The organism is Bradyrhizobium sp. HKCCYLRH3097 (assembly GCF_051167875.1).
Classification (GTDB): Bacteria; Pseudomonadota; Alphaproteobacteria; order Rhizobiales; family Xanthobacteraceae; genus Bradyrhizobium.
Genome location: NZ_JBNPTX010000007.1, coordinates 92438 through 113775, shown reverse-complemented (window position 1 = coordinate 113775; position 21338 = coordinate 92438). Strand labels below are relative to the sequence as shown.

16 protein-coding genes are annotated in these 21338 nt (G+C 63.8%); 7 read left to right on the top strand and 9 right to left on the bottom strand.

Annotated features, from left to right (window positions below; all coding sequences use genetic code 11):
• Nucleotides 1-4: 4 nt before the first annotated feature.
• The 3 genes from ACQR0U_RS18520 to ACQR0U_RS18510 all read right to left on the bottom strand — a co-directional run bounded on the left by ACQR0U_RS18520 (nucleotide 5) and on the right by ACQR0U_RS18510 (nucleotide 3430).
• On the bottom strand, nucleotides 5-1693 hold the full coding sequence (locus ACQR0U_RS18520) for a methyl-accepting chemotaxis protein (RefSeq protein ID WP_316167488.1): 1689 nt from the start codon (nucleotides 1691-1693) through the stop codon (nucleotides 5-7).
• A gap of 658 nt (nucleotides 1694-2351) precedes the next feature.
• Complete coding sequence (locus ACQR0U_RS18515) at nucleotides 2352-2585, bottom strand: DUF6894 family protein (protein ID WP_315717224.1); 234 nt, start codon at nucleotides 2583-2585, stop codon at nucleotides 2352-2354.
• A 176-nt stretch (nucleotides 2586-2761) separates the two neighbouring features.
• Nucleotides 2762-3430 (bottom strand): hypothetical protein, encoded by a 669-nt coding sequence (locus ACQR0U_RS18510; RefSeq protein WP_315826955.1) that lies wholly within the window; start codon nucleotides 3428-3430, stop codon nucleotides 2762-2764.
• A 798-nt stretch (nucleotides 3431-4228) separates the two neighbouring features.
• Between ACQR0U_RS18510 and ACQR0U_RS18505 the strand changes: the two genes are divergently transcribed.
• From ACQR0U_RS18505 to ACQR0U_RS18495, 3 genes are all read left to right on the top strand, one after another.
• A complete protein-coding gene (locus ACQR0U_RS18505; protein WP_434872212.1) occupies nucleotides 4229-4759 on the top strand; it encodes a winged helix-turn-helix domain-containing protein in 531 nt (176 codons plus the stop codon).
• Between the two features lie 305 nt (nucleotides 4760-5064).
• On the top strand, nucleotides 5065-5766 hold the full coding sequence (locus ACQR0U_RS18500) for a DUF433 domain-containing protein (protein ID WP_434872211.1): 702 nt from the start codon (nucleotides 5065-5067) through the stop codon (nucleotides 5764-5766).
• Nucleotides 5744-6199 (top strand): DUF5615 family PIN-like protein, encoded by a 456-nt coding sequence (locus tag ACQR0U_RS18495; RefSeq protein WP_434872210.1) that lies wholly within the window; start codon nucleotides 5744-5746, stop codon nucleotides 6197-6199. The genes ACQR0U_RS18500 and ACQR0U_RS18495 overlap by 23 nt, the downstream gene beginning before the upstream one ends.
• A 126-nt stretch (nucleotides 6200-6325) precedes the next feature.
• Here the strand turns inward: ACQR0U_RS18495 and acuI are convergent, their stop codons facing one another.
• Both acuI and ACQR0U_RS18485 read right to left on the bottom strand, forming a co-directional pair.
• Entirely contained in the window at nucleotides 6326-7312 is a 987-nt protein-coding gene (gene acuI, locus ACQR0U_RS18490; RefSeq protein WP_434872209.1) for an acrylyl-CoA reductase (NADPH), read from the bottom strand.
• 64 nt (nucleotides 7313-7376) lie between these two features.
• The gene (locus ACQR0U_RS18485) at nucleotides 7377-8624 is read right to left on the bottom strand and encodes an MFS transporter (RefSeq protein WP_315826956.1); all 1248 of its coding nucleotides are present in this window, start codon (nucleotides 8622-8624) and stop codon (nucleotides 7377-7379) included.
• Between the two features lie 358 nt (nucleotides 8625-8982).
• Between ACQR0U_RS18485 and ACQR0U_RS18480 the strand changes: the two genes are divergently transcribed.
• The 3 genes from ACQR0U_RS18480 to ACQR0U_RS18470 all read left to right on the top strand — a co-directional run bounded on the left by ACQR0U_RS18480 (nucleotide 8983) and on the right by ACQR0U_RS18470 (nucleotide 14823).
• Complete coding sequence (locus ACQR0U_RS18480; RefSeq protein ID WP_315826957.1) at nucleotides 8983-10581, top strand: L-aspartate oxidase; 1599 nt, start codon at nucleotides 8983-8985, stop codon at nucleotides 10579-10581.
• Between the two features lie 850 nt (nucleotides 10582-11431).
• Entirely contained in the window at nucleotides 11432-12325 is an 894-nt protein-coding gene (locus ACQR0U_RS18475) for a hypothetical protein (RefSeq protein WP_434844187.1), read from the top strand.
• 152 nt (nucleotides 12326-12477) lie between these two features.
• A complete protein-coding gene (locus ACQR0U_RS18470) occupies nucleotides 12478-14823 on the top strand; it encodes an ABC transporter substrate-binding protein (RefSeq protein WP_316193438.1) in 2346 nt (781 codons plus the stop codon).
• Nucleotides 14824-14827: 4 nt separating this feature from the next.
• Here ACQR0U_RS18470 and ACQR0U_RS18465 read toward each other — a convergent pair whose 3' ends face one another.
• The 3 genes from ACQR0U_RS18465 to ACQR0U_RS18455 form a co-directional block, all read right to left on the bottom strand.
• Nucleotides 14828-16309 carry a cell wall hydrolase gene (locus ACQR0U_RS18465; protein WP_434872208.1) on the bottom strand — a complete coding sequence of 494 codons (1482 nt, stop codon included), beginning with the start codon at nucleotides 16307-16309 and terminating at the stop codon, nucleotides 14828-14830.
• A 438-nt stretch (nucleotides 16310-16747) separates the two neighbouring features.
• Complete coding sequence (ppdK, locus tag ACQR0U_RS18460) at nucleotides 16748-19711, bottom strand: pyruvate, phosphate dikinase (protein WP_315826960.1); 2964 nt, start codon at nucleotides 19709-19711, stop codon at nucleotides 16748-16750.
• 106 nt (nucleotides 19712-19817) lie between these two features.
• Nucleotides 19818-19973, bottom strand: a complete 156-nt coding sequence (locus ACQR0U_RS18455; protein WP_012042558.1) for a DUF3096 domain-containing protein — start codon at nucleotides 19971-19973, stop codon at nucleotides 19818-19820.
• Between the two features lie 248 nt (nucleotides 19974-20221).
• On the opposite strand from ACQR0U_RS18455, the gene ACQR0U_RS18450 reads away from it, so the two are divergent.
• On the top strand, nucleotides 20222-20575 hold the full coding sequence (locus ACQR0U_RS18450; protein WP_315717233.1) for a DUF1236 domain-containing protein: 354 nt from the start codon (nucleotides 20222-20224) through the stop codon (nucleotides 20573-20575).
• Nucleotides 20576-20744: 169 nt separating this feature from the next.
• Here the strand turns inward: ACQR0U_RS18450 and ACQR0U_RS18445 are convergent, their stop codons facing one another.
• Nucleotides 20745-21338: a class I SAM-dependent methyltransferase gene (locus tag ACQR0U_RS18445; RefSeq protein WP_315750431.1), complete on the bottom strand. Its 594-nt coding sequence runs from the start codon at nucleotides 21336-21338 to the stop codon at nucleotides 20745-20747.

The window sequence follows — 21338 nt, the reverse complement described above, 5'->3', positions numbered from 1 at the left end:
CGGATTAGGCCGCGCGCACCGACTCCAGGAACGACGCCACCTCACGCTTCAGCCGGTCGCTGTCCGAGGCCAGCGACTGCGCCGCGGCCAGCACGTGCGTGGAAGCCGTACCAGTCTCGGTCGCGCCGCGCTGCACGTCGACGACGTTCACGGAAACCTGCTGCGTGCCCTCCGATGCCTGCTGGACGTTGCGCGAGATCTCCTGCGTGGCGGCGCCCTGCTCCTCCACGGCCGCCGCGATCGCCGACGAGATTTCCGACAGCCGCTCGATGGTCGTGGAGATCGCCCGGATGGCGCCGACCGATTCCTGCGTCGCGGCCTGGATGCCGGACACCTGCTGGCCGATCTCGTCGGTCGCCTTGGCGGTCTGCTCGGCCAGCGCCTTCACCTCGGAGGCGACGACCGCGAAGCCGCGACCGGCTTCGCCGGCGCGCGCCGCCTCGATGGTCGCATTCAGCGCCAGCAGGTTGGTCTGGCCGGCGATCGTGTTGATCAGCTCGACCACGTCGCCGATGCGCGCCGCCGCCTTGCTCAGCTCGCTCACGCGATCATTGGTCATGCGCGCCTGGTCGACGGCCTCGGTGGCCATGCGGGCGGATTCCTGCACCTGGCGGCTGATCTCGGTGATCGACGACGATAGCTCCTCCGTCGCGGACGCGACCGACTGTACGTTGGTCGAAGCCTCCTCCGAAGCAGCCGCAACCGCGGTCGAGATCTCCTGCGAGCGCGTCGCGGTGGATGACAGCGCGCCGGCGGAATGCTCGAGCTCGGTCGAGGCCGACGACACCGTCTGCACGATCTCGCCGATCGTCGCCTCGAACTGGCGGGTGATGTTGTCGACGCGCCGGCCGCGTTCGATCTTGGCCTCGGCATCGTGGGCCGCGAGCTCGTCGGCCTCCTTCTTGGCGATCAGCGCCTCCTTGAACACCTGCAGCGTATCGGCCATGGCGCCGATCTCGGTCGGCTCGCCGCGATGCGTCACCTCCGCGCCGAGATCGCCCTTGGCGAGCTCCTGCATCGGCTTGATGATCGACGCAATGCCGGACGAGACGTTCTGCACGAGATAGAAACCGACGGCGACGCCGGCAATGACGGCCGCGGCAATGATCGACATCACCAGCCAGATCGCACGCGTGAAGCTCTCCGCGGCCTGCCGCGTCGCGTTGTCGGCACCCTTGTTGTTGAACTCGATGTCCTGGATGAAATACTTGTCGGCGTCGCGCGCGATCGCCGCGGCCGATTTTTCCAGCATTTCGGTGGCTTCGCGCGGGATCTTTCCGACGCTCTTGTTGGATTCGTCCATCACCTGCTTGACCGCGACGACGTACTTCTCCCAGGACTGCACCCAGTTGTTGTAGATCGCCCGTTCCTCGGCCGAGGTGATCATCGGCTCGTAGGTCTTGCGGTCCTTGTTGATCGTCTCGAGGATTCCGTTGACGCGCTTCTCCGCGCCCTGCTTGGCCTCGGCCGTCTCCGACATCACATGCGCGCGCAAGGCGATGCGCAGCAGATTGATGTCGGCGCGCAGCTCGCCGATCGCGCGCACGCTCGGCAGCCAATTGGTGGCGATGTCGACCGTGTTGGCATTGATCGACTGCATGCTGGTGACGGCGAGCACGCCGAGCCCGCACATGGTGACGAGCATGAAGGCGATGACCGATATGATCTTCGTACGGATGGACATCTTTGACACGGAGGACCCCAGCTGACTGCGTGGTTCGGCCGCGTTCTGCCAGCGCCAAAGACGGCCCGAAGATCCAAGTCTACGCTGCGCTGCGCGGTCGAGGTCAGAGGATCAGAGGGCTCCGAAAATTCCGAACCCGCATGTCGTCTCTGCCGACCTCATTGGGCGCGAAACAGGCTTATCAGAGGTTAATGCTGGAACCGTAAGATTACTGACAATGCCCATAAAATGATGGCGCCCAGGGATGACACGGTACCCTGAAACCGGCGGCCGATAAGCCTGGTCTCCCGATACCGCTAAAGGATCGCGTCGAAGCAAGACCTTTGGAGCGCGCACGGGGCAAAGGACGATTGCCGCCACGACCTGCGCCGGCAGGCGGCAGCAACCGGAAGACGCTGATCACCGCGCGGATGAATCCGGAGATGAGGTGGCCGGGCCAGGACCGACGTCCGGCAGCATCACAAGCGATTGAGCACGAGAGCGTGACGGAGATCGGCGGCGCCGGGGCACGACGCGGAGCCTAGGCCGAACTCCATCAATCCCGACTGACGTGCCCGAGGCGGACGCAGACTTCATCAAAAGGCGCCTGCGCGCAGAAGATTGCCGCCACGGCAAACCGGACTCGAATCCGACGGCCAGCGGCGCAATCCCCCCGGACAGCTAGACCTCAGCCGACCGCTTCGGACACCAGGCGAATCCGGAACACCGGCTGCTTGGCTTCGTCGAGCAGCTCCATCTGCCACTCGGCCCCCTGCTGCAACGACCTCGAGATCCCGCCGATCAGGTCGGAGCAGACAGCCGTCAGCTCGTTCCAGGCGGTTTCCCGGTTGGCGAACTCATAAGGCTGATCAGCCGCGCCAGAATAGCGGCCCTGGCTGATCCGGAAGAAATAAAGCGACATAACGACCCTTTCTCGTGGGCCACCCCCCTGGTTGCAAACTGCACACGAGTCGCTACCGAGGCATGAATTTGAGATTCCGTACGACTACGGCGCAATGACCACTAACGTGCGGTCAGCTTAAAATATTACTCTATGATAATAGGGAACCGGTTTTTCAATGATCGGTGAACTAACAACTAATCGGTCGAGCGACGCAGCTCCGGCGCCGCATCCGACTTCGCGTTATCGGATTTGGTAATTTCAGTCTTCGCGTTTTCGGCCTTCATGTTCTCAGTCTTGGAACTTTCCGCCTTGGCGGCCTTCGCAGCATCTGCCTTCAAGGGTTCCACCTTGCTGCGTTCCACCCGCGGGGTCTCGACCCGTGCCGCAACTTCGGTGTGGGAGCCGTCAGCCGCGGGTCCAGCAGCGCGTGCGGCGCGCGGCCGCGCCACGGCGCGCGCCATCAGCATGGTGGCTCCGCCCTGGTGCTGGAAGTCGCAATAGGCGAAGGCGCCGAGCCCGGAGACCGAACCGCGGAAGCTGCGATCGTCCTTCTTGTCGAGGTTGAAGCACGGTTCGAACGGCATGCCCTTGATGGCAGCGCAGACATTCTGGCCGCGAATCTGCAGGGTATTGCCCGGCAGGCGGATGTGACGCACCGGCCCCGAGCCGGAGAACTGCACCGCACCGGCGGCGCCCATGTCGTCGAGAATGCGGCCCGCGCCACGGGTGCCGTCGACGCAGGTGAAGGCGAACACCTTTCCGGCGACGAATTTGCGGGCCTCGTCGGCTGTCATCGAACCCGCCATCGCAGGAGCAATCACGGCACCGGCAGTCACGGTCCCCAGCAATATACGCGCGAGCATGCATCAAACTCCCACTTAACCCCACGCAGCGGGTAAGGCGGTATCTTTACCCCATGCTTACCATACCAACCATGGCAAAACCGAGCCGTCAGGGTCTGAAGAAGATTTTCTCGCGTTAGGCCGTTGGCGCAACACGGCTTAAGCAATCTCCTCCAGTAATTTGTTGACAGCTCTGGGATTTCAGTCGGCAAGGAAAAGTCGGTCGAAGGTATCCATTAACTATGAATATCAGCTTAAAACCGGCCTGTTGCTCTACAGCAACACAGCGTCCATGGACAACTTATGAATGCAATTTGGACCCCTGGACCTTCTCCAACACTGAGCGCAAGGCGGCGGGAGGCTTTCGGCGAATCGGCTTTTGATGAGGCTGGCTGCTGCCGTCAACATTTTTGGATATTGGCACACCGACGCCAACCGCTTCACGGCAAAAGCAGTCGGGGGCCGCGGCTGCAGTATGCCCGAAACGGCGTTTGGATTGTGAATGGAAAACATGGAAATTACCAACATCGCCCGTGAAAATACGGGGCCATCCGTACAACTACGGCAAAGATGGGAAACTGCGGATTTCCTGCATGGCTCCGCTTGTTTGTGGGCGTTAACCATGCAATAGAAAAGGCGCGCAGGATTCACGGTCCTAGCGCGCCTCAATCCTCAACCCGCCAAAGAGCAGAGGAGGTTGCGAAGAAGATGACGGTCCAACAAGCGAGTGGGGGTCCGTGACCCCTTATGACCCGCCTACAAGGCGTCGGCGCGTGTGCCGCTTCGCATCGGCACGGAGGCTCCATAGCACACTTGTGCATGAAGGGCAACCAAATGACTGATGAATCAAAAGGAATCGATCCATACGAGACGGTTTTGGCCGATCTCTACGCGAAGCGCGAGCAGATTTTGCAAGCCATTGCTGCAATCGAGGCAATCCGGGGCCCTACCGTCGGAGGCATTAATTCCGGTGCGGCAGCGAACCCAAATAAGCTGGGCAGTGGTTCGCTAGATCATCCAGGCGCCCTTCTCGGCATGTCCATCGTGGATGCTGCGAAGGCACTTTTGGCATCCAAGCGAACCCCACTAAAAAACCCTGAGTTCGCTGCACTGTTTAAGGCCGGTGGCCTGCATATGAACTCGAAGGAGCCTGCGAATACGATTGGCTCGGTGTTGACCCGCCGCATGGCCGAAGTGGGTGATGTTGTGAGAGTCGGGCGCGGTACCTGGGGCCTTAAGGAATGGTACCCAAACCGTAGCTTTAAAGTGAAGGACGATGAAAAGAAGGAGGAAAGACAACAAGAGTCAGGAGATGGACCGACGAGAACATCTAAGCCAGTCGATCCATAGCCAAACCAATCTAAAGGGAAGATCGCACACTGACGGGCTGATTACTACCGCGGCCAATGAAGAACTCTAGCGCACCCCGGAATGGGAGCGCTACCGCAGTCGCTTTGGCTAGATTTATGGCCGTGAGCGTATGAGGATCGGCTGCTTATAGCGCGGCAAGATTCGCTAAGACCTGGACACCGAAGAGAAAAGACGGGGAACTTGCAATTCCTGCGTCGGCTCAATGACTTAAATTATTCTCTTGACGAGGAAGGGTTTAGGCCCTAAATTCTGCTCTGTCCGAAGAATAATTTTAGGGTCCTGTCATGCACACACACGCCGTTGTCGAGCGGACGCGGAATGCCGTTGTGCCAAGCCGCCGCCTGCTCAGCTTGAAAGAGACCGTCATTCTGGCCGGGGTCGCAGAGAAGGAGAAGGAGGTCCGGAACGACATTTCTCGGGGCGTTATGCCAACGACCGTTGTCAGGTTTGACAATTCGCGTCTGTGCTTTGCGCTATTGGATGTTGTGACCTTTGCGGCGGTGTACGGCAACAGCCTTTTTGGAACTCGAGAAATCCGGAAGGTGGCCCTTGAGAGACTGCACTTTGCTTTGGGTGCTCATTCCTCATGGGCTGCGACTCTCGGCGACGAATATCGTTGCTATTTTCATGACTGCGGCGACGTAAATCGCACCGCAGTGGATATCGACAAGTTCGTGAGTATTGAGTTCGGCAAGGCTTGCAAGGAGGTGAAGCCGAGGGTCAACCTGTACGTTGAGGGGTTGGAACGAGTCGAGGAGAGCCCGAACATTCTGGGTGGGGCAGCCGTGTTCAAGGGTTCTCGCCTCTCCGTGCTTCATATCGGCAAAATGGCCGATAGAGGCGTAAACACCGCGGAAATCCTGGAGGACTATCCAGCGTTGACGGAGGGGGATGTGGAATTTGCGAAACTCTATTATAGGGCGCACCCCACAGTGGGCAGACCGCGCTCGGACGGGGCGCCTCATGCTGTCAGTGGCAACGAATGAAGTAAAACTTCTTCTCGACGAGAACATCTCTCCGAACATCGTCCCCCGTCTCTGGGAAGAGGGGATCGATGCGGTACCGCTCCGTGATCGGGCCATGTTGAGGGCAAAGGACCACGAGGTTTTTGCCTTCGCGGCGAAAGAAAATCGGGCCGTCACCACAATCAACGAGAGCGATTTTGAGAAGCTGATTGCCAGGATGAAAACTCATCCTGGCGTTATTTCAATTCCAAGCGGCGGCTCGCGCGATGAGCAGTTCGACTACATCATGGCAGCCGTCAATCAATTGCGCGCGATGGGCAATGCAATGGCCGCAGCCCAAGACCACGTGGTTGCCGTAGACGAGCATCTGAAGGTTGCTCGTCGGATGGTCAGAGCACCCGAGGTCAAGAGCCCGCCTTTGATCTCGCCAGTTGTTCCCAAGCGACCGGCCTGACGAAGCAACACCTCTCCTGCACAGCAGTTGCCTTGAAGAAGTGCTGGGAATTCATGCACTTGCTTACTCTACTCCGAACTACTCTTGGAACAATGGAGCAGCATGGTTTGAAAAGTCTGAACGTCCTCAGGATATTCTTACCACCGTACGGCCGCGGACCTGGCCGGCGAGGATCTGCGGCCCCAGCGACGCCACCTGGTCCAAGGCGATTTCGTGAGTGATTTCAGCTAGTTTTGCGCGATCCAGATCGGTCGCGAGGCGCTGCCAAGCCGCCTTGCGCGCCGGCAGCGGGCACATCACCGAATCGACTCCGAGGAGGCACACGCCGCGCAAAATGAACGGCGCCACCGACGTTGGCAAATCCATGCCCGCAGCGAGGCCGCAGGCGGCGATGGCGCCGCCATATTTGGTCATCGCCAGCAGGTTGGCGAGCGTATTGGAGCCGACGCTGTCGATGCCGCCCGCCCAGCGCTCCTTCGCCAGCGGCTTGGCCGGTCCGGACAGCTCGTTGCGGTCGATGATCTCGGCGGCACCGAGCGACTTGAGATAGTCAGCCTCGGCCAAGCGGCCGGTCGAGGCGATCACATGGTAGCCGAGCTTGGCGAGCACAGCCGTCGCCACCGAGCCGACGCCGCCGGCCGCGCCCGTCACCACCACCGGCCCGCTCGCCGGCGTCAGCCCGTGCTTCTCCAGGGCGAGCACCGCAAGCATCGCGGTGAAGCCGGCGGTGCCGATCGCCATCGCGTCCCGGGCTGACAGCCCCTGCGGCAGGCCGACCAGCCAGTCGCCCTTGACCCGCGCCCTCTCGGCATAGGCGCCGAGATGGGTCTCGCCTATGCCCCAGCCGGTGCAGATCACGGCATCTCCCGGCTTCCAGTCGGGATGGCTGGACTGCTCGACCGTGCCGGCGAAATCGATCCCCGCGATCATCGGGAAGCGGCGCACCACCGGCGCCTTGCCGGTCAGCGCCAGCCCATCCTTGTAATTCAGCGCCGACCACTCGACCTTCACGGTGACGTCGCCGTCCATCAGTTCGGCTTCATCGAACTGCGTCAGCGTCGCGGTCGTTCCCTTGTCCGCCTTGTCGATCCGGATCGCCTTGAACGTTCCCACAGCCGCACTCCCTGCGCTTTCTTCGTCTCGCGCCATGTTTAGCCGATCGGATCGGCGGCGCAACTCAGGTCGCGGGCACGGCCCGCGCCACCGGCTTCTCGACGATCGGCAGGTTGATCAGCGCCGACAGCACGCCGAACAGGATGGAGAGCCACCAGATCGGGGTATATGAGCCATAGCGCTCGAACACGAGGCCGCCGAGCCAGACGCCGAGGAAGCCACCCACCTGGTGGCTGACGAAGGCGAAGCCATAGAGCGTGGCGAGCCAGCGGGTGCCGAACATGATCGCGACCAGCGACGAGGTCGGCGGCACCGTGGAGAGCCAGGCGAGCCCGGAAACCGCGCCGAAGGCGATCGCGGAAGCCGCCGTGACCGGGAACGAGATGAAGGCGAGCGTCGCCAGCGCACGGGTGAAATAGATGAAGGACAGGATGTAGCGCTTCGGCAGCCGGCTCTGCAGCCAGCCGACACTGAGCGAGCCGATGATGTTGAACAGGCCGATCGCCGCGATCACCCAGCCGCCAACCTGCGCCGAAAGGCCGCGATCGACCAGGAACGCCGGCAGGTGCACGGTGATGAAAGCGAGCTGGAAGCCGCAGGTGAAGAATCCGAGCACCAGCAGCACGTAGGAGCGGTGGCCGAACGCCTCCATCAGCGCGGTCGTGAACGACTGCTGCTCGGCCTCCGACGGCTTGGCCTCGGCTGCCGGCGGCGTCGCCACGGCGAGCGACAGCGGCACGATGAACAGCATCAGCGTTGCGAACACCATCAGCGCGCTCTGCCAGCCGAACTGGTCGATCAGCGCGACGCCGAACGGAGCGAACAGGAACTGGCCGAGCGAGCCGGCCGCGGTGCCCGCGCCGAGCGCGACGCCGCGGCGCTCCGGCGGCAGCAGCTTGCTGAAGGCCGACAGGATGAGATTGAACGAGCAGCCCGACAGGCCGAAGCCGACCAGCACGCCGGCGCCGATGTTCAGCGACAGCGGCGAGCTGGAATAGCGCATCATCAGCAGGCCGCCGGCATAGAGCAGCGCGCCGACACAGATGACGCGCATCACGCCGAAACGATCGGCGATCGCGCCGGCGAGCGGCTGACCGAGTCCCCACAACAGGTTCTGCACCGCCACCGCGAGGGCGAACACGTCGCGTCCCCAGGCGAATTCACGGCTCATCGGCTGCACGAAGAAGCCGAGGCTGGAGCGCGGACCGAAGCTCAGCAGCGCAATGGCGCAGCCGCACACGATGATGACCACCGGCGTGCGCCAGCCCTGATTGCGGGACACCATACCGAGATCGCCTGCCTGTACCGACATCAGTGTCCTCCCATGCCGCGGTCGCTGTCCGCCGCGCCTCTCCGGTTAATGCATTTGCATTGAACTCCCAAGCTCAAAAGCGGAACCCAGTCATGAAAAATTTCGATGCGGGGGCCAGCCATGAGCAGGTGTCATCCGAAGCGAGTTCCGGCACCGGAACTCGCTCATGCGTCTTTGTCCCCGCGCGAAAACGTCCTGATGCGCGAGTCGCAAACGACGATTCATCCTGTGCGGGAGCGACCTTCAGAACGGCCGCTATTTGTCGCCAAACACCGATAAACAGCGAAGGAAGTCTCTGAAGAAGAACTAACAGGTACCGCGGTACACATGCGCACGGAATGTGGAATTTGGACAGCACATGGACCACGATCAGATCGAGACATCCGGCCACGTCGTGATCGTCGGTGCCGGAGTTGCCGGACTGTTCTGCGCGCTGAAGCTCGCCCCGCAGCCGGTCACGTTGATCTCCGCGACCTCATTGGGTGAGGCCTCGTTCGGCACGACGATGCAGGCCGACATCGCGGCAGCGGTGTCATCCGGCGACAGCCCCGATACCCATGCCGCCGACATGATCGCTGCGGGTGGCGGCCTCGTCGACGCGACGGCGGCGCTGGCGCTCGCGCGCGATGCCTCGGCTGCAATCGAGGACCTGGTCCGTCTCGGCGTGGCATTCGATCGTGATCACGGCGGCAGGCTCGCGACGTCTCGTGCGGCTGCGCACGCCGCGCGACGGATTCTCAGCGTTCGCGGGGACTTCACCGGACAGGCGATCATCACCGCGCTGTCGCAAGCCGTGCGCGCGACGCCCTCGATCCGCATCATCGAGGGCCATGTCGCCGACGCGCTGCTGACGGAAGACGGCGCGGTGCGTGGCCTGCAACTGCGGCCGACCGATGACGACGCGGCCGCGCCGATGCTGATCGCCGCGCCGGCAATCGTGCTGGCCACCGGCGGCATCGGCCGGCTGTTCGCGGCGACCACGAATCCGCCGCACGCCACCGGCATCGGCCTCGCCATCGCTGCGCGCGCTGGCGCGGTGATTGCCGATCCGGAGTTCGTGCAGTTTCATCCGACCGCGATGATGGCCGGTCACGATCCGGCGCCGGTTGTGAGCGAGAGTCTGCGCGGCGCCGGCGCGATCCTGATCAACCGGCGCGGCCAGCGTTTCATGCTGCCGCGCCATCCGCTGGTCGATCTTGCCCCGCGCGACACGGTGGCCCGCGGCGTCATGGCCGAGATCATCGCTGGACGCGGCGCCTTTCTCGATGCGCGCGACGTGCTCGATGACGACGTCGCCGAGCGCTATCCGATGCTGCACCGGGCCTGCGTCGCCGCGGGGCTCGATCCGACCCGCCAGCCGATTCCAGTGGCGCCGGCGGCGCATTTCCACATGGGCGGGATCGCGGTCGACGCGCAGGGCCGCAGCTCGATCGAGGGGCTCTGGGCGGCAGGTGAAGTCGCCGCGACGGCAACGGATGGCGCCAACCACATCGCCGGCAACGCGCTGCTCGCGGCGCTGGTGTTCGCCCGGCGGATTGCCGACGACATCTCCGGCCGGACGTTGACCGCGTCCTCCACCCTGCAGCACGTTGCATTCGCCGATCCGGCCGGATCCTGCGCGGGCGCAGCGCAGGTGTCGCTGCGCGAGATGATGACGAGCCAGCTCGGTGTCATCCGCGACGAGGAGAGGCTCGCCGAGGCCATCGCCGCGATTGCCAGGATGGAGCGCGACGCCGGCAGCCCGAGGCTGCGCAACATGGCGAGCGCCGCGCTGCTGATCGCCACCGCGGCCTGGAGCCGGCGCGAGAGCCGCGGCGCGCATTGCCGCGCCGACTGCCCCGCGGAGAATCCGAGTTTCGCGCAGCGGACGATGACCACATTGGCCGCTGCCCGCGAGATCGCCGACGAGCTCGCGGCACGGCCGACGGCGCGGCAGTCGCGGCCATTGAGCGCGTAGCAAGAGCTGATCCGACTGCGTCACGACGGAGCTCGGCAGTCGCGTTTTCACCGTCATTCGTGATCACCGTCATTCCGGGTTCAGGGCCTGCGGCCTTGTCCCGGAATGACGGTGCTCATGACGAAGCAGCCATCGTCGTCCAATACAGATATTACGACTCGTTGTTATTTGCTGCCTCGCCGGTATTTGGGGGCAGGCACGATGTAATTAGTGCGTGCCGTGTCGGCCGCGTGCATCCATTGATCCGCGGGCGCTGGACGAACAAATCGGCCGTACCGTTGCGCTGGTGCTCGTAGTCATCACGCGCACGATCTGAGCGGCCCTCGCCAATGAGTTGGACGAGGCCTTTCGTCGAAGCAGATCACCGGCTGACGCTGATGCGACTCGCCGCACGGATCGAGCACATCCTCTACGCGCGCGACTAATTCGCATCGATCTGTGGGTATACGCCACATGCTCCTGCGCCATGGTTTCAGATCGTTCTCGGCCAGACGCCGCCGCACTATCTCGTGCGCCCCGGCGCCGACGGCATTTACCAGCACCAACTAAATGGCTGGACAGGTTCGCCATGATTTCGGCAAAAGAACCGCGGAACCTGTACAAATAAGAAAAAGAGATGGTCGAAATTTAGCGGTGCTCAAGTAGTAGCGCGCGTTTTGTCCGTCCTGCTGACGAGGAAATGGGAATTCACGGCTGCCAGATCGCCGATTCACCGCTTGGCATGGCCCTAGATTCGGTCATCGGTCTCGCCGCCGATTTGGAAGCCGAGTCGCCGAACAGAAAGGCGCCAAACGGTCCAGGGAGTGTTGCGGGGCGACGCGATGGCGCGTGTCCGCAGGAGTAGTTGAGGATGAGTTCCTTATTGCGGAGTAGCGGATCGCGGATCACCGTGGGTGATGCGCAGAGCGAACGTTGGCGCCCGGCAAAGCCTGCCGCTTTGTCCAACAGCCTCGCGCATGCGCCGTCTGAGCCTGATGAGGATGCGGCCACCGATCTCTCCCGGCCGTGGTGGCAAACCGCTTCAGCGGTTGACGATGCGCCGATGCCAATGGCGCCAGCAGAAGCGGACCGATCCTGGCAGATCCCTTCACTCGATCCCGTCGTGATGCCTCCACCTCCGCCCGAACGGCTCGAATTCGATTCTGTTTTCCGGTTCGGTGCCGCAGCGGCCGCGCTTGCGTGCCTCGCGTTCTTTGCGGTGCGCATCATGCAGGCTCCGAACATTGAAACAGTTACGAAGTCTGAAGCGACCGCTTCATCGTCTCCCCGAAACCTCGGGACAGCGGGGAAATCGAAATCCGATGACGGCCAAGCATCGCTGGACGCCGCGGCGCACACGATCGGACGGGCCGATTCGATCTTGGCGTCGGTCCCGATCGTCAAGCCGGCTCCGGGCGGAGGCGAGACCCCGCAGTCAATTCCGCCGAAAGCATCTCGGACCATCGCGACCAGGAGCCCTGCACCGGCGGCCGCGTCTGCGCTGACCAAGAACGAGATCAGCGAAATGCTGAAGCGCGGACGCGATCTCATCGGCGCGGGCGACGTTGCGAGTGCCCGCCTGATCCTGGCGCATGTCGCGGAAGCGGACGCCGAAGCATCACTGACGCTGGCCGGCACCTATGACCCCGCGATCTTGTCCAACCTGAAAGCCGTTGGCGTCGCGCCCGATCCGGCCAAGGCCCGCGCCTGGTACGCGAGAGCCGCCGAACTCGGGTCACTCGAGGCTCGACGGCGGCTCGAGTGACCCGGGCTTCGAAACCGGGTGATCCAGCGCGGTCTCACGCCGGTCGCTGCGCAGGAATTGCGGCGGGGCGCGGACCGCCGGATCCTGGTCGATGGTGTCGTGCGGGCGACGCGCGTCCCCGCAAAGTGTTGTGTTGCGTGATGAGGTCCATGATGGGAATGTTTGATCGTCTGTTGCAATCGGCCTTGTCGTCGGCGCCCCGTGGTCCTTGGCTGCTTGGCGCGCCGGGTTCTCCGACCGTGGCGTTGCTCCTCGTGCTTGCCGCCGTGCCAGGCCTGGCGCGTGCTGCCGAGGGCGAGATCCGGATCGGCAATACGACGCCCTACAGCGGGCCGGCGGCCGCCTACGGCAGCGTGAGCAAGGTCATCTCCGCCTATTTCCAGAAGGTGAATGACGAGGGCGGGATCAGGGGCCGCAAGATCACCTACATCTCCTATGACGACGGCTATAATCCGCAGAAGACGGTGGAGCTGACACGACGGCTGGTGGAGGAAGACAAGGTCGACGTCATCTTTGCGAGCGTTGGAACAGCGACCAGCGCGGCGGTGCGGCCTTATCTCAACGCGAACAGGATACCGCAATTGTTCGTCGGCTCCGGCGCCTCGATCTGGGATCAGCCTCGCGACTATCCTTGGACCATGGGAGCGCAACCCAGCTACCAGATTGAAGCTCATATTCACGCGCAATATCTGCTCGAGCAACATGCCGGTGGCGCGCGCATCGGTGTGCTTTATCAAGACGACGAGTTCGGCAAGGACTATCTGAAGGGTTTGAAGGACGGGCTCGGCGGCAAGCTGCCGATCGTCGCGGAAGCGGCTTACGCGGTCACCGATGCCGACATCAATCAGCAGATCGCGAAGCTGAAGACCGCCGGAGCCAACATCCTGGTCGACGTCAGCACCCCGAAATTCACGGTGCTCGCGATCCGCCGCCTCGCCGAGCTCGGCTGGAGACCCGAGCACATCATCCCCACGGTTTCGGATTCGGTTGCCACCGTGCTGCAGCCTGCAGGCCTGCAGAACGCGGAAGGACTGCTTTCCGCCACCATCCTGTACGAGGGCGGTGTGCAGGGCGGCGATCCCGGCTTCGCCGAGTGGTCCGCGTTCATGGATCGCTACGCGCCTGCGATCAGCAAGAACAACAGCTTGGGAATCGTGGGCTACGCGCTTGCCAACCTGATGGTTGCGGTCCTGCGCAATTGCGGCGACGACTTCTCCCGCGACAACATCATGAGGCAGGCGCGTTCCTTGAAGGGGACGCCAATTCCCATGTTGATTCCCGGGATCGTCGCCAATACCAGCGCCAGCGACCACGCGCCGATCGAGCAGATGCAGATGAAGCGTTTCGTCGATGGCCATTGGGAACGGTTCGGGCCGGTGCGCAGCGGAATCGACCCGGGTGCGGTCAGCGATTCCTTCAAGGCGATCTTCCGCTATGCGTCGGCCAAGCGGGACCTCGCGAGCCAGCTCAACGCCAATACGGTGAGCCTGATGACGGGCTCGTATGGCAGCACCTATTCCCAGATGGGCGCCGACGTCGCCTCGGTCCTCAATGACGGCATCAACCTGCGGGTCATGCCGGTCCTCGGCAGCGGCTCGGTTCAGGCGGTGGCCGACATCCTCATGCTCAAGGGCGTCGACGTGGGAATCGTGCGCAAGGACACGCTGTCCTATCTCGAACGCAAGGACTTCGCGAGCAACATCCGCAATCAGCTCGTCTACGTCACCAAGATGTTCAACGAGGAAATGCATGTTCTGGCACCGCGATCGATCCGCACCATGCGGGAGCTCGACGGCAAGACCGTTGCGGTCGACCTGCCGGACGGCAGCACCTTCGTGACCGCGATCAACGTGTTCGAGCGGCTCGCGATCAAGCCGCATCTGCTCTATATCGAGCCACGCATCGCGCTCGAAATGTTGCGCAAGGGGGAGATCGACGCGATGATTGCGGTCGACGGCAAGCCGGTGCCCTGGCTCAGCCAGATCACGGATGCCAATCTGCATCTCGTCCCGGTCGGCTACGACAAGACCTTGCGCGAGGATTACCTTCCATCCAAGCTCACCGCGGACGACTACCCCAACCTGATCTCCAATTCCGAGTCGGTGGAAACGATCGCAGCAGAGGCAATCCTGGCGTCGTATAATTGGCAGCCGGGAAGCGACCGCGATCGCCGGCTGTCGCTGCTGGTCGAGTCGCTGTTCTCGCGCATGTCGCAGCTGCAGCGGCCTCCCTTCCATCCGAAATGGCAGGAGATGGCGCCGCGCGCGCCGGTCGCCGGCTGGACCAGGTTCCGGGCCGCGCAGGAATGGCTCGATGGGACGACACGGATTCCGGCGGCCACTACGGCCACCGTTAAACCGTCGAAGCCGGTCGCGGCCGCCGCACCGTCCCCGCGCATTCCTGTCACGGCAAAGCCGGCGGCCGCAACGCCGCCGGACCAGGCGCGCCAGACCGAGTTGTATCGCCGCTTTCTCGAGTGGAATGCGACGCGTCGCTAGATGATTAGCGCCGCGTCCAGTTCGGATTGCTCTCGGCCTCGCTCTTGGCGGCCTCGGTGAGCTCGGCCGAAATGGCCGCGGTCTGCTGCGGCGTGCCCCAGCTCGGCGCGTCGCCGCCGTCGCCCCACTTCTTCGGCCGATAGAAGGTGTGAACGCCGAACTTGTACATGCGCTTCATCTCGGCGACCCAGGACGGCCGCACCCAATAGGCATGATAGTGGGTCGACTTGCCCACCTCCGGCAACCAGATCAGCCCGTCCAGCATGGCCTTCGCGATCTTCCTGGCGCGATCCCACATCTCGGGCTCGCGGATCACATCCGGATTGTTGTCACAGGCGAAGGTGAACTGGCAGGCGAAGTGGCGGTATTTGTTCTGGTAGACGACGCCGCACACCGTCGTCGGATAATAGCCGGAGAACGCTCGGTTCAGCACGACCTGCGCCACAGCCATCTGGCCGCGCACCGCCTCGCCGCGGGATTCGAAATAGACTGCTTCGGCAAGACACTTCTCGGACTTGAAGCGCGCCTTCTCGTCCGTGAGCCCCAACCGTTCGGCCGGAGTCCTGTCGCGCTGATTGTCGGCATTGACCTCGCCCTTCGGCGCGATGCTCTCGCCGCCATCACCGGCCTTGGCAGCATCGTCGGCCGGATGCGACAGCACCGCCATCGGCTTGAGGTCCGGATCCGGCATCACGATCAGCGGCGCCTCGCCCGGCAGCCATGTCGCCATGGTGCCGGCAGCACCGCCCAGCGACGACGTGCCGAAATAGAGGTTGGACGTCTTGATGGTGAGGCCGTCATAGCTGACGGCGCCGTCCACCCGGATTTGATCGGCTGCAGGCTTCAGTTCGCCCGATGGCTGGATCTCGGACTTCGCCGCGTCGTACTGCACGAGCGGCGGCGCGCTCAGCGCCTCCTGCAATTCGGGATCGAGTGCAGAACGCTGCGGGAGCCGCGCCTGCGCCGGCGCTTCCGTCGTCTTGGCGCCGAACACCGAGGAATTCGAATCCGGTCGTGTCGATGGCGTGGGTGCGGGCTCGGAGGGCGCGGGCTCGACGGGCGCGGCCGATTCGGTCGGCTGCGCCGACGGCGTCGGGGGACGCACGACGAGACGATCGCCCTTCAGCGTGCGATCGACCTTGGGAAAATCGGAGGCCTGATAGCGCGGCGGAACCTGCAGCGCCGGATTGCGCGGCGTCGATCCGGTGATGTCGAGATCGCGCCCATCGAGGCTTGCGAGGCGGATGCTCACCGCCTGCGGCGCCGAGGTTCCGATCGGACGACCGAAACTATAGGTGGCGAGCTGAATGGAGGCCGCAGCCGAGAACACACGCTTCTGCCAGCGTTCGGCGACGCCCGGCTGGCGGGCGAGCAGAGAGGCGATGTCTTGATACCCGGTCTCTGTCGGCATCAGAGCGAAGACGCAGAGACCGAGTCCGAAGGACGCAAATCGCGCGCCCTTCGGATCGGGACGCAGAACTAACATCGATACGCTCAACGCAACGCTTACTGGATCGACCGAACAACAGTGCTTCCGTGCAATTCGATCTTCTCTCTTCGTATCGGGTTTAGGTTGCCGAGGAGTTAATCCGCGTTGCAATTGTGAAACAGGCAAGCGGGGAAGTTGCAGAGCGCCGAGCGATCGAGATGCTTGGTAAACAGCGCACCGACGAGAACGGGTGAACATTCAGTCAACAGATGCGGTGAATGAAAATCATCTGCACATCATGAGGCGGAGTGTTCCATCGGCCTGCGACGTTCGCTCTCTCCACTCGTCATTCCGGAGCGCCCCCGGCATGGCGGCAGTGGTGGAGAAGAAGTGCACCTTGCGTCACGTGCGCGCAGCATCGCGACGAACCCTCACCAATGAAAAAGGCCGGCAACATGTGCCGGCCTTCGTCAGATCAGATCGATCGCAGCAGGATCAGGCCTGGCTCGCGATCTCCTTGCCGAGCGCGGACTGCGCAGCGGCCAGGCGGGCGATCGGCACGCGGTAGGGCGAGCACGACACGTAGTTCATGCCGACCTTGTGGCAGAACGCCACCGAGGCGGGATCGCCGCCATGCTCGCCGCAGATGCCGACCTTGAGGTTGGGTCGCGTGGCGCGGCCGCGCTCGACGCCGATCTTGACCAGCTCGCCGACGCCCTCGCGGTCGATCGAGATGAACGGATCGATCTCGAGGATGCCCTTGGCGACGTAGGCGCCGAGGAAGCTGCCGGCGTCGTCGCGGCTGATGCCGTAGGTCGTCTGCGTCAGGTCGTTGGTGCCGAACGAGAAGAACTCGGCGGCCTCGGCGATCTGGCCGGCCATCAGGGCTGCGCGCGGCAGCTCGATCATGGTGCCGACCTGATACTCCAGCTTGGCGCCGGTCTCGCGGATCACGGCCTGCGCCATCGCGTCGATGCGCGCCTTGACCAGGTCGAACTCGGCCTTGGTCGCGATCAGCGGCACCATCACCTCGAGGCCGACGGCCTCGCCGGTGCGCTTCTCGGCCTCGACCGCGGCCTCGAAGATCGCGCGCGCCTGCATCTCGGCGATCTCCGGATAGGCGATCGCCAGACGGCAGCCGCGGAAGCCGAGCATCGGGTTGAACTCCGACAGCTCGCGGGCGCGATCGGCCAGGCGGCGCGGATCGGTGTTCATCGCGCGCGCGACTTCCTCGACCTCGGCCTGGGTGTGCGGCAGGAACTCGTGCAGCGGCGGATCGAGCAGACGGATCGTGACGGGAAGCCCCTTCATGATCTCGAACAGCTCGACGAAGTCGGCGCGCTGCATCGGCAAGAGCTTGGCGAGCGCGGCGCGACGCTCCTGCTCATCCTCGGAGAGAATCATCTCGCGCACAGTGCGGATGCGCGTCTCCTCGAAGAACATGTGCTCGGTGCGGCACAGGCCGATGCCCTCGGCGCCGAACTTGATGGCGGTGCGCGCATCCTCCGGCGTGTCGGCGTTGACGCGCACGCCGGTCTCACGCACGGCGTCCGCCCAGCCCATCAGGGTGCCGAACTCGCCGGACAGCTCCGGCTCGATCATCGGCATGCGGCCCGCGAGCACCTGGCCGACCGAGCCGTCGATGGTGATCACGTCGCCGGTCTTGAAGGTGCGCCCGCCGATGCTCATCGTGCCGCGGCCGTAGTCGACGCGGATGGTGCCGCAGCCGGAGACGCAGGGCTTGCCCATGCCGCGCGCGACGACGGCGGCGTGCGAGGTCATGCCGCCGCGCGTGGTCAGGATGCCCTCGGCAGCATGCATGCCGTGGATGTCCTCCGGCGAAGTCTCGATGCGGACCAGGATGACCTTGCGACCGTCGGCCTGCAGCTTGGTGGCCTCGTCCGAGGAGAACACGATCTCGCCCGATGCCGCACCGGGCGAGGCCGGCAGGCCGGTCGCGACCACGTCGCGCTTGGCGGCGGGATCGATGGTCGGGTGCAGGAGCTGATCGAGCGAGGCCGGGTCGACGCGGAGCACGGCGTCGTTCTCCGAAATCAGGCCCTCATTGGCGAGTTCGACCGCGATGCGCAGCGCCGCCTTGGCGGTGCGCTTGCCGCTGCGGGTCTGCAGCATCCACAGCTTGCCGCGCTCGACCGTGAACTCCATGTCCTGCATGTCACGGTAGTGCTTCTCGAGCAGCGTGTAGATCCGCGTCAGCTCCTTGAACGCGTCGGGCATCGCGACTTCCATCGACGGCTTGTCGGAGCCGGACTCGACGCGGGCGTCCTCGGTGATGTCCTGCGGGGTGCGGATGCCGGCGACGACGTCCTCGCCCTGCGCGTTGATCAGGAACTCGCCGTAGAGCTTGCTCTCGCCGGTCGAGGGATTGCGGGTGAAGGCGACGCCGGTGGCCGAGGTGTCGCCCATGTTGCCGAACACCATGGCCTGGACGTTGACGGCGGTGCCCCAGGATTCCGGGATGTCGTGCAGCTTGCGATAGGTCACCGCGCGCGCGTTCATCCAGGATGAGAACACCGCGCCAATGGCACCCCACAGCTGGTCGTGCGGGTCCTGCGGGAAGTCCTTGCCGGTCTCGTGCGCGACCGCGTCCTTGTACTTGCCGACCAGCATCTCCCAGTCCTCGGAGCTCAGGTCGGTGTCGAGCTGATAGCCCTGGGTGTCCTTGAAGCTGTCGAGGATGTCCTCGAAATGATGGTGCTCGAAGCCGAGCACGACATCCGAATACATCGTGATGAAACGGCGATAGCTGTCGAAGGCGAAGCGGCGGTCGCCGGACAGTTGTGCCAGCGCTTCCACCGTCTGGTCGTTGAGGCCGAGATTGAGCACGGTGTCCATCATGCCCGGCATCGAGGCGCGGGCGCCGGAGCGCACCGAGACCAGCAGCGGGTTCTCCGGATCGCCGAATTTCTTGCCGGTCAATTTGCCGATGTAGTCGAGCGCCTTGTCGACCTGCGACTGCAGCTCCTTCGGGTAGGTCTTGTCGTTGGCGTAGAAGTAGGTGCAGACCGAGGTCGGGATGGTGAAGCCCGGAGGCACCGGCAGGCCGAGATTGGCCATCTCGGCCAGATTGGCGCCCTTGCCGCCGAGCAGGTCGCGCAGGCCGGCCTTACCTTCGGCCTTGCCGTCACCGAAGGTGTAGACCCACTTGTTCGGCTTGATCGCGGTGACCGCGCTCTTGGCCGGGGCCTTGGCGGCCGACGCCTTCGCGGCCTTGGCGACCGGCTTGGCAGCCGTTTTGGCCGGCTTCTTCGGAGCGGTTTTCACTGGCGCTTTCGGTGCAGACCTGGGCGCGACCTTGGCCGGGGCCTTGGCCACGGGCTTCGACGCCGTCTTGAGCGCCTTGCGCGGTGGAGCGAGTGCTGCGGTCTTGGCCTTGCCGGGCTTGGAAGGCTTTGATTTCGCTGTAACTTTCTTAGACTTCGCTACCGCTTTGGCCATGAGGTGCTTCGATCCGCAAATGGGAGGAGAAATCGCGCGCCTTACACCACTTTGGGCGCTGCGGCGCAAGCTCGGGGGTTCCCGACCTTGGGACTAGAACCTGGGACTAGAAGTGGAGCCACTTCAGCAGGCCCATGCCGATCAGGCCGTTCAGGATGAGGAAGATCGCGACGATCAGGTTCAAGAGGCGCGGCATGATAAGGATCAGGACGCCGGCGATCACGGACATGATCGGCGAGATATGGGCAACGGTCAGGGTCATCGACGAGCTCTGAATGATTGAAGGACGAGGCTGGGGCGATTCGATTTGGCCGGACTTTATCCTGGCCCATCGTGGCGGAATAGGAGACGCACGGCACGAGTTCCGGTTCCCCCACCGCTGGATCTGCCGCAAAAATGCCGCCGGTTCCACGTGGCGTTGCGCGGAACGATGACCTGTTGCCGGCATTGGGAGCAGATGCCGGCGCGCGCCGGTCTCTCTCAGCGATCAACAGCTCAGGAGTCCCGTCCATGCGAACCCATCTCACCCTTGCCGCCCTCGTGGCCGCACTCGTGATTCCGGCGGCCGCACAGGCGCAATCCTACACCACGGGCGTCGGCCGCAGCGTCGTGGTCGAGGAGGACGCTCCAGTGATCACGGTCGAGCGACGGCCGGAGTTTCGCGAATATGTCGTCCGCGAGCGTGTTCCCAACTATGTGATCCCCGATCGCGTCGTTGTTGGCACCGTGCTGCCAGAGTCCGGTGTTACATATTACGACGTCCCGCAGCGCTTCGGTGCGACACCTTACCGTTACACCGTGGTCAACGGCGAAACTGTTCTGGTCGAACCGCGATCCCGGCGGATCATTCAGGTTGTTGAGTAGTTATAGAGCTGCATTTGGTCGCCAACGCCCCCGCAAGCGGCCAGATGTGAAAGGCCCTGCCCGGTTCCCCCCGCCGGGTGGGGCTTACTTTTTTCGCCGTCATCGCAAGCATCACGACGCGATCCAAGGCGACCGACGACGCCTGCTGTGAGCCAGGGCGCAGTTGCGCTCAGGCAGCCGTCTTCACCACCAGGCGATGAATGACCTTGCCCGAGGAGGCGCTGACCACATCCTCGTCGAGCAGGCTCGTATCAGCTGCGAAGAGTGCGCGGATGGTTGCGAGGTCGACCACCGCATAGAGCCGGCCGTGGGCATCGCGCTGATCGGCCTGCTCCGTCACCCGCCAGCTCAGATACAGGACGCCACCGGGCTTCGTGATCGCGCGCATCCGCCGCACCGACGGAACCACGTCGCTGCGATCGAGATGCATCAGCACGGTCTCGCACAGCACGTTGTCGAAGCTTGCATCCGCGATGTTGGCGAGAGCGGGCAGTTCGGCATGCGTGAACGACGCGTTCGGATAGCGCGTGCGCGCTTCAGCCAACAGTCCCTCCGACGCGTCGAAACCCTCTGCAGGATACCCGTTGGCGTTGAGCCAGCCGACCTCGCGGCCGCTGCCGCAGCCGATGTCCGCGGTGCGGCCACCGGAGACGAAGAAGCGCCTGATGATGTCGTGGAGATCGGTCGACGCCGGCTGCGCATGCCAGTCGGCCGCGAACGCCGCCGCCTCACGGTCATAGGCGGCGAGCGTCGGCCGGTCCAT

What these genes read in the sequence shown, in the direction of transcription:
- ACQR0U_RS18515 (WP_315717224.1), bottom strand. Translation starts at nt 2,585, where the DNA reads ATGTCGCTTTATTTCTTCCGGATCAGCCAGGGCCGCTATTCTGGCGCG.
- ACQR0U_RS18510 (WP_315826955.1), bottom strand. Translation starts at nt 3,430, where the DNA reads ATGCTCGCGCGTATATTGCTGGGGACCGTGACTGCCGGTGCCGTGATT.
- ACQR0U_RS18505 (WP_434872212.1), top strand. Translation starts at nt 4,229, where the DNA reads ATGAAGGGCAACCAAATGACTGATGAATCAAAAGGAATCGATCCATAC.
- ACQR0U_RS18500 (WP_434872211.1), top strand. Translation starts at nt 5,065, where the DNA reads ATGCACACACACGCCGTTGTCGAGCGGACGCGGAATGCCGTTGTGCCA.
- ACQR0U_RS18495 (WP_434872210.1), top strand. Translation starts at nt 5,744, where the DNA reads ATGCTGTCAGTGGCAACGAATGAAGTAAAACTTCTTCTCGACGAGAAC.
- ACQR0U_RS18485 (WP_315826956.1), bottom strand. Translation starts at nt 8,624, where the DNA reads ATGTCGGTACAGGCAGGCGATCTCGGTATGGTGTCCCGCAATCAGGGC.
- ACQR0U_RS18480 (WP_315826957.1), top strand. Translation starts at nt 8,983, where the DNA reads ATGGACCACGATCAGATCGAGACATCCGGCCACGTCGTGATCGTCGGT.
- ACQR0U_RS18475 (WP_434844187.1), top strand. Translation starts at nt 11,432, where the DNA reads ATGAGTTCCTTATTGCGGAGTAGCGGATCGCGGATCACCGTGGGTGAT.
- ACQR0U_RS18470 (WP_316193438.1), top strand. Translation starts at nt 12,478, where the DNA reads ATGGGAATGTTTGATCGTCTGTTGCAATCGGCCTTGTCGTCGGCGCCC.
- ACQR0U_RS18465 (WP_434872208.1), bottom strand. Translation starts at nt 16,309, where the DNA reads ATGTTAGTTCTGCGTCCCGATCCGAAGGGCGCGCGATTTGCGTCCTTC.
- ppdK (WP_315826960.1), bottom strand. Translation starts at nt 19,711, where the DNA reads ATGGCCAAAGCGGTAGCGAAGTCTAAGAAAGTTACAGCGAAATCAAAG.
- ACQR0U_RS18455 (WP_012042558.1), bottom strand. Translation starts at nt 19,973, where the DNA reads ATGACCCTGACCGTTGCCCATATCTCGCCGATCATGTCCGTGATCGCC.
- ACQR0U_RS18450 (WP_315717233.1), top strand. Translation starts at nt 20,222, where the DNA reads ATGCGAACCCATCTCACCCTTGCCGCCCTCGTGGCCGCACTCGTGATT.
- ACQR0U_RS18445 (WP_315750431.1), bottom strand. Translation starts at nt 21,338, where the DNA reads ATGGACCGGCCGACGCTCGCCGCCTATGACCGTGAGGCGGCGGCGTTC.